The sequence below is a fragment of the Conyzicola sp. genome, assembly GCF_046714715.1.
Classification (GTDB): domain Bacteria; phylum Actinomycetota; class Actinomycetes; order Actinomycetales; family Microbacteriaceae; genus Conyzicola.
The window spans coordinates 1-7,331 of record NZ_JBKKAD010000098.1 but is presented as its reverse complement, the minus strand read 5'-3'; the positions used below and the strand labels follow the sequence as shown (position 1 = coordinate 7,331).

The window sequence follows — 7,331 nt, the reverse complement described above, 5'->3', positions numbered from 1 at the left end:
ATCAACACGATCGGCCCCATCTGGGACCTCAACGAGACCTGGCTCATCGTGGCGGGCGCCGCGATGTTCGCGGCCTTCCCCGAGTGGTACGCCAGCATGTTCAGCGGCTTCTACCTCGCGCTGCTGCTCATCCTCGTCGCCCTCATCCTGCGCGGCGTGTCCTTCGAGTACCGCCACCAGAACAAGGGCCGCGAGTGGACCAAGTGGTTCGACCGCATGATCTTCGTCGGCTCGGTCGTGCCCGCCCTGCTCTGGGGCGTCGCCTTCGCGAACCTCATCCAGGGTGTGCCGATGGATGCCGACAACAACTTCACCGGCAACCTGCTGACCCTGCTCAACCCGTACGGCCTGCTCGGCGGCCTGACGACACTGTTGCTGTTCTTCACCCACGGCGTGGTGTTCGTCTCGCTGAAGACCACCGGCGACATGCGGGAACGCGCTCAGGCGCTCGCCCGCAAGTCGGGCGCGATCGCGATCCTCGTCGCGGCGCTCTTCCTCGGCTGGACCATCTTCCAGCACCTCGACTCGCCGCACCTCTGGCTCATCCTCACGCTGGCCCTCGGCGCCGCCGTCGCCCTCATCGCGTCCTGGCTGTTCAACGCGGTCGGCCGTGAGGGCTACGCGTTCGCCGCCATCGCGCTCACGATCGTGCTCGCCGTCGCCACGATCCTGTCGGCACTGTTCCCGAACGTCATGCCCGCGAGCAACGACCCGGCGAACGGGCTCACGATCGAGAGCGCCTCGAGCACCCCGTACACGCTCACCCTCATGACCTGGGTGGCCGGCATCTCGCTGCCGCTCATCCTCGCCTACCAGGCGTGGACGTACTGGGTGTTCCGTAAGCGCATAACGCGCGAGGCTATCCTCACGTCCGCCCACTGATACGGTGTCTGAATGAGCGCGGGACCCATCGATCCGCGGCTGCTCCGGTACGCATCCGCCTCTCGGTGGTTCCTCCTCGCCGGCGGCGTCGTCGGATTCCTCCAGACCGTGACGGTCGTCGCCGCGGCATGGTTCGCAACGGCCCTCATCGTCGGCATCATCGACGGCCGGTCGGTCGCCGAGCTGGCCCCCGAATTCGTCGCCTTCGCGGTGGTCGTCGTGGCGCGCGCGGTCTTCATCTGGCTGCTCGACGTGCTCGCGGTGCGGGGGGCCGCCCGGGTGAAAAGCCAATTGCGGATGCGCGTGGTCGCCGCCATCACGAAGCTGGGCCCCGCGTGGCTCGCCGACCGCAACTCGGCGCGCGTAACCACGACTGTGTCCCAGGGGCTCGACGCGCTCGACGGCTACTTCGCCAAGTACCTGCCGCAGCTCATCCTCACCGCCATCGCCACCCCGGTGCTGCTGCTCGTGCTGCTCACGCAGGATGTCGCGACCGCGATCATCATCATCGTGACCCTGCCGCTCATCCCGCTGTTCATGGTGCTCATCGGCTGGGCGACACAGGCCGTGCAGAAGAAACAGTGGGCGGCGCTGAACCGGCTCGCCACCGGCTTCCTCGACGTGGTCGACGGACTCTCGACGCTGAAGATCTTCGGGCGCCAGCACCGGCAGGTCGAGCGCATCGAGCGCGTGACGGAGGACTACCGCTCGCGCACGATGGCGGTGCTGCGCATCTCGTTCGTCTCCGGCTTCGTGCTCGAACTCGCGGGCAGCCTCTCGGTGGCCGTGGTGGCCGTGTCGATCGGTCTGCGGCTCGTCGACGGCACGCTCGCGCTCACGGTCGGCCTGTTCGTGCTGCTGCTCACCCCCGAGGCGTATCTGCCGTTGCGCCAGGTCGGCCTCCAGTTCCACGCCGCGGCAGACGGCGTGGCCGCGTCCGAGGAGGTGTTCGGCATTCTCGACGCCGCCGCGGTGACGGCGGCCGCGACATCCGGGGCCCGCGTTCTCTCGCCGGGCGCGACCCTCGCGGTCGACGGCCTCGGTGTGCGCTACGGCGACCGCGCGGTGATCGACGGGCTCAGCGTGCGGTTCGAACCCGGTGTCGTCACGGCGATCGCCGGGCCGAGCGGTGCGGGCAAATCGTCGCTCGTCGGCGCCATCCTCGGCTTCGTGCCCAGCACCGGAACGGTCTCCTACGGCGACGTCGCCCTCACGCCCGCCGAGGCGCGTGAGCTGGTGGCGTGGTCGGGGCAGCGGCCGTCGCTCATGGCCGGCACCGTGGCCGAGAACATCGCGCTCGGGGCGCCCGCGGTCGACGAGCGGATCCTGCGGGAGGCGATGCGCCTCGCGGCGGCAGAACTCGTCGACCCGTGGCAGGTGCTCGGCGTGAACGGCGCCGGGCTGTCGGGCGGGCAGGCGCAGAGGGTGTCGCTCGCGCGCGCCTTCTACCGGGCGATCGCCCGTTCCTGCCCCGTGCTGATCCTCGACGAACCGAGCTCGGCACTCGACGCCGCCACCGAGGCCGAACTCATCCAGGGGCTGGCGCGGTTCGCGGCCACCGGCGTGGCGGTCGTCGTGGTGAGCCACCGCGCGGCGCTGCTCGACGCCGCAGACAGTGTGATCGAGCTGCGCCCCCGAGTGGCGGTGGCGTTGTGACATCCATCACCGACCGCGCCGACGCGGCCTTCGACTCCGCAACCGACCCCGCCGATACCGCTCTCGACACCGCGGCCGTACTGCGGCTCGCGCAGCCGCCCGCGCGGCGCTTCGTTCCCGGGCTGCTGCTCGGCATCCTGGCCTCGGGCAGCGCCGTCGCACTGCTCGCCACCTCGGCCTGGCTGATCACCCGCGCGTCGGAGCAGCCGCCCATCCTCTTCCTCGGCTTTGCGGTCGTCGGGGTGCGCGCGTTCGCGCTGGGCCGGGCGTTCTTCCGCTACGTCGAGCGTCTGGTGACGCACGACGCGGCCTTCCGATCGCTCGCCACGCTGCGCGCCGGCATCTTCCGCCGGCTGATCCCGATCGCGCCCGACGGCCTGGGCGGAACGCGCCGCGGCGACCTGCTCACGCGGCTCGTCTCCGACGTCGACCAGCTGCAAGACCTGCCGCTGCGCGTCGTTCAGCCCCTCGCGACCTCGCTCGTGGTGTCGGTGCTCAGCGTCGTCACCGTCTCGATCATCCTGCCGGGGGCCGGGCTCACCCTGCTGGTCGCGCTCGTGGCCGCGGCCGTCGTCGGCACCGTCGTGCACAGCGGCATCACCGCCACGGCCGACCGCGCCGTGGCGCCGCTGCGCGCGGAGCTCGCCCAGCTGGTTCTCGACTTCGTCACCCGCCTCGACGTGCTCACGGCGTTCGGCGTCACCGAGCAGCGCGAGGCCGCGATCGCCGCAGCGGACGCCCGCCTGCGCTCCGCCCAGCTGCGGCAGGCGCTCGGTGCCGGCGTCGTCTCGGCGGCAGTGTCGCTGCTGAGCGGAGCGGCGATGATCGGGGCGCTGCTGACGGCCGCACCCGCGCACGGCTCCGGCGACATCACCGGACCCGCCCTCGCCCTGGTCGTGCTCGTGCCGATCGCCGTGTTCGAGGCGTTCGGCATGGTGCCGCTCGCGGTCGGAGCGTGGCGTCGGGTTCGGGTGAGCGCGCGTCGCATCGCCGACGTCGTTCCCGACTCCGTGCCATCCGAAATCCCGGTCGCGCTCGCCCATGGCGCCGACCTGCCGACCGGGCCGGTCACTCTCACGCTCGACCGCGTCTCGGCGCGCTGGCCGGGCGCCGCGGACCGCGCGCTGCGCAACGTCACGGTGACGGTCGCGCCCGGCGACTGCCTGCTCGTCACGGGCGAGAGCGGCGCGGGCAAGACCACGCTCGCGCACGTGCTCGTGCGGTTCCTCGACCACGAGGGCACCTACCGGCTCGGCGGCGTCGACGCCCGCGAGCTCGACCCCGACGCGGTGCGAACGATCGTCGGACTCTGCGAGCAGTCGCCGCACCTGTTCGACGACACGATCCGGCAGAACCTGCTATTCGCCCGCGAGACGGCGACCGACGACGACCTGCACGCCGTGCTCGCGTCGGTCGGGCTCGACGAGTGGGTGCGCGAGCGCGGCGGACTCGACTCGCCCGTGGGGGAGCGCGGCTCGCTCGTCTCCGGCGGCCAGGCCCAGCGCATCGCCCTCGCCCGGGCCCTGCTCGCGGAGTTCCCCATCCTGGTGCTCGACGAACCGACCGCCAACGTCGACGTCGACCGCGCCGACGCGCTGATGGCCGACCTGCTGCGCGGCGCCGCGGCCGCCGACCGCGCCGTGATCGTCATCTCCCACACCGCGATCGACAGCAGCCTGGTCACCGCCACCCTGCGCCTGGCCTGACGGCACGCTCCCTCCCCTTCCGCCCTATTCGGAAATTCAGGAACTCTGGTCGCTGGCGTTTCTGCGGCGCGCGGAATCTGGCGCATCCGTCTGCCGCGGCCGACCGCGCTGCCTGAGTTTCCGAAGGGGTGGGGCGGATGTCACGGCTGCGGCACCTCGCGGGCGGGGGTTTTCGGAAATTCAGGAACTCTGGTCGCTGGCGTTTCTGCGGCGCGCGGAATCCGGCGCATCCGTCTGCCGGGGCCGACCGCATTGCCTGAGTTTCCGAAATGGCCGCGCGAAACTGCCGCACGAAACCGCCCGCTACTCGGGCAGCGGCCGCCGCAGCACCGCGAGCCGCGTGCGCCACAGGTCGAGTCGCCCGGGCAGCGCCGCCATCTCCGGCCCGTCGACCCAGCGCGTGACGATGCGCGGGCCGTGCAGCGCGCTGAGCGCCCAGACCTCGCAGCCGTCGAGTTCCGCGGGGGGGACCGACTCCTGATAGGTTTCGACGCCGAGGGCACCGGCCATGCCGAGCAGGGAGCGCTCCGTGACGCTGTCGATGCGCGCGAGCTCGGGCGACGTCCCGCACAGGATCGCACCGCGCCACCAGACGAGCGCACTGTAGGCGCCCTCGACCACGTAGCCGTCGGGGGAGAGGATGACCGCCTCCTCCGCGCCGAGCGGCTGCACGGCGGTGCGGATGCGCAGCATCGACTCCAGGTCGGGGCCCTTCACGGACGGCCGGGTGCGCGGGTCGGGTCCGGCGTGCGTCGCGACGACGACCGAGCGGGTGAGCGTCGGCGCGCTGCGCAGCCGGAACACGAACAACCGCGAACCCCGTCGCGACTGCAGCTCGACCCGCGGAAACCACTCGCCCTCGCGCGGGATCGCCGCGACCGCCGCGTCCCAGAACTCGGCCCCGTCGGGCGCCGCGTCGAGGAAACGCGACCGGTGCAGGTCGAGCGCGAGCGTGCGGCCGTCGGTGACGAGCCACGAGTCGGCCGCCTCGACGGTGGTCTCGGTCATGTCGCAGTAGTCGAGAAACTGCAGCGCTCCGTCGTGCCAGCGGTAGACGGCCGAGGTGGGCGCGATCGGCGTACTCATAAACTCAGGGTATGCGCCACGCCCCGTCTCCGCCGTCACGGGTGCTGCGTCATCCGCTCGGCCGCTGGGTCGAACCGGCACAGGCCTGGGCCAGCCTGCTCGCCGACGAGCGCGACAGTTTCTGGCTCGACAGCGGCCAGGGCGGGGGAGTCAGCTACATCGGCGCCGGCTCACGGGTGATCCGCGGCGACGGGGTCTTCGACGAACTGCGGGCCGATCTCGCCGAGAACAGAATGGCGGATGACACGGGGCCCGGCTTCGCGCTCGGGTGGGTCGGCTGGCTCGGCTACGAGCTGCGGGGCGTCACTCTGGGCACCCCGGCCGCGCGCACGAGCCGGTATCCCCACGCGGCGCTGATGTTCGCCGACCGCGCCCTCGCCTTCGACCACGGAACCCGCGAGGTCACGCTGCTCGCGCTCGGCGACTCGTGGGAGGGCGAGCTCGCCGACTGGCGCTCGGCGACCGTCGCGGCGCTGGGCGCCGTGCACCGGCTGCCCGTGCACACGCCGGCCGACGCGGCCGCGACCTGGAACACGACCGACGCGCGCTACCTCGAGCTGATCGCGGAGTGCCAGGCCGCGATCCACGCGGGCGACGCCTACCAGTTGTGCCTGACGAACGAGGCGAGCGTCGACGTGCGGCCCGATCCGTTCGCCGCCTACCTGGCCCTGCGCGCCGCGAGCCCCGCCCACCACGGGGCCCTGATCCGCATCGGCGATGTCGCCCTGCTCAGCGCCTCGCCCGAGCAGTTTCTCAGCGTCGCGCCCGACGGCGTCGTCGAGTCGAAGCCGATCAAGGGCACCAGGGCGCGCGGTACTTCCGACGAGGACGACGACGCGCTCAAGGCCGAACTGCTCGCGAGCGACAAGGAACGCGCCGAGAACCTCATGATCGTCGACCTCATGCGCAACGACATCGGGCGCGTGAGCGAACTCGGCTCGGTGACGGTGCCCAGCCTGTTCGCGGTCGAGACCTACCCGCAGGTGCACCAGCTGGTGAGCACCGTGCGCGGCCGGCTGTCGGCGGGCGTCGCTGCCGTCGACGCGGTGGTCGCCTGCTTCCCGGCCGGCTCGATGACGGGCGCGCCGAAACGCAACGCCACGGTCATCCTCGACCGGCTCGAGGGCAGGGCGCGGGGGATCTACGCCGGCGCCTTCGGCTACTTCGGGCTCGACGGACGCGTCGACCTGGCCATGGTCATCCGCTCGATCGTGCTCGACCCGGACGGCGCGACGGTCGGCGCCGGCGGGGGGATCACGGCGCTCTCGGTGCCGGCCGAGGAGCTGGCCGAGGTCAAGCTCAAGGCGGCCGCGCTGCTCGCCGTGCTCACGACCCGAGCGCCCTGACGAGTTCGTCGAGTTCGAGGTTCCAGCCCTCTCGGTTGCCGTGCAGCAGCTCGCGCCGCGACGCGTCGTCGCCCGCGAGCGACTCGAAGCCGCTCTCGACGACGGTGAGGATCGCGCCGTCGGGGGCGTCGGCGAGCACGAAGCGCACGGATGTCGCGTTGTCGGCGCTCACGTCGACACCCGGATCCTTCGCCCAGCGGAACTCGAACAGGAACCCGTCGACCACGGCGGTGACGACGAACGCGTAGTCGCCGAAGTCCTCCCAGCCCAGCGAGCCGGTCGTGCCGACGCGGGCCTCGTCGAGGCGGGCGGTGTCGCCGAACCAGGAGGCGATCCCGTCTTCTGTGGTCAGCGCCTCCCAGACCCGGTCGCGCGGTGTGCGCACGTACACCGTGCGACTCACGGAGAAGTGCTGCTCGTCGACGACCGCGCCGTTCTCGTTGTCCGCCATGGGGGTGTCCTCCCGTCGCCCTCCACGTTCCTCCGCCCGCGCGGCCCGCGCAACGGGGTGCCCGCCCGAGTCGTGGCGGGCGCCGCGGCATCCCCCCCCCAGCCCCCGCCCCCGCCCCTGCCCGCGCATAGTTTAGGAAACTCAGGAGGCGCGGTCGGCCCCCTGCGGCGGGTGCGCGGGGTTACGCGGGCGGCCGACCGTCCA

6 protein-coding genes are annotated in these 7,331 nt (G+C 72.0%); 4 read left to right on the top strand and 2 right to left on the bottom strand.

What is annotated here, in order from left to right; genetic code table 11:
* From cydB to cydC, 3 genes are all read left to right on the top strand, one after another.
* On the top strand, positions 1-882 hold an 882-nt coding region (gene cydB / locus ACLQ6X_RS07635), incomplete at its 5' end, for a cytochrome d ubiquinol oxidase subunit II (protein WP_411699573.1).
* A gap of 12 nt (positions 883-894) precedes the next feature.
* Positions 895-2,538, top strand: coding sequence for a thiol reductant ABC exporter subunit CydD (gene cydD, locus ACLQ6X_RS07630; RefSeq protein WP_411699572.1), 1,644 nt, complete (start codon positions 895-897; stop codon positions 2,536-2,538).
* 5 nt (positions 2,539-2,543) lie between these two features.
* Positions 2,544-4,244, top strand: coding sequence for a thiol reductant ABC exporter subunit CydC (gene cydC / locus ACLQ6X_RS07625; RefSeq protein ID WP_411699574.1), 1,701 nt, complete (start codon positions 2,544-2,546; stop codon positions 4,242-4,244).
* Positions 4,245-4,547: 303 nt separating this feature from the next.
* Here the strand turns inward: cydC and ACLQ6X_RS07620 are convergent, their stop codons facing one another.
* Entirely contained in the window at positions 4,548-5,330 is a 783-nt protein-coding gene (locus tag ACLQ6X_RS07620; protein ID WP_411699571.1) for an aminotransferase class IV, read from the bottom strand.
* A gap of 11 nt (positions 5,331-5,341) precedes the next feature.
* Between ACLQ6X_RS07620 and pabB the strand changes: the two genes are divergently transcribed.
* Positions 5,342-6,676 carry an aminodeoxychorismate synthase component I gene (gene pabB, locus ACLQ6X_RS07615; protein WP_411699570.1) on the top strand — a complete coding sequence of 445 codons (1,335 nt, stop codon included), beginning with the start codon at positions 5,342-5,344 and terminating at the stop codon, positions 6,674-6,676.
* Here the strand turns inward: pabB and ACLQ6X_RS07610 are convergent.
* Positions 6,657-7,127 carry an SRPBCC domain-containing protein gene (locus ACLQ6X_RS07610; protein ID WP_411699569.1) on the bottom strand — a complete coding sequence of 157 codons (471 nt, stop codon included), beginning with the start codon at positions 7,125-7,127 and terminating at the stop codon, positions 6,657-6,659. The two genes, pabB and ACLQ6X_RS07610, sit on opposite strands and share 20 nt — an antisense overlap.
* Between the last annotated feature and the right edge of the window lie 204 nt (positions 7,128-7,331).

What these genes read in the sequence shown, in the direction of transcription:
- cydD (WP_411699572.1), top strand. Translation starts at nt 895, where the DNA reads ATGAGCGCGGGACCCATCGATCCGCGGCTGCTCCGGTACGCATCCGCC.
- ACLQ6X_RS07620 (WP_411699571.1), bottom strand. Translation starts at nt 5,330, where the DNA reads ATGAGTACGCCGATCGCGCCCACCTCGGCCGTCTACCGCTGGCACGAC.
- pabB (WP_411699570.1), top strand. Translation starts at nt 5,342, where the DNA reads ATGCGCCACGCCCCGTCTCCGCCGTCACGGGTGCTGCGTCATCCGCTC.
- ACLQ6X_RS07610 (WP_411699569.1), bottom strand. Translation starts at nt 7,127, where the DNA reads ATGGCGGACAACGAGAACGGCGCGGTCGTCGACGAGCAGCACTTCTCC.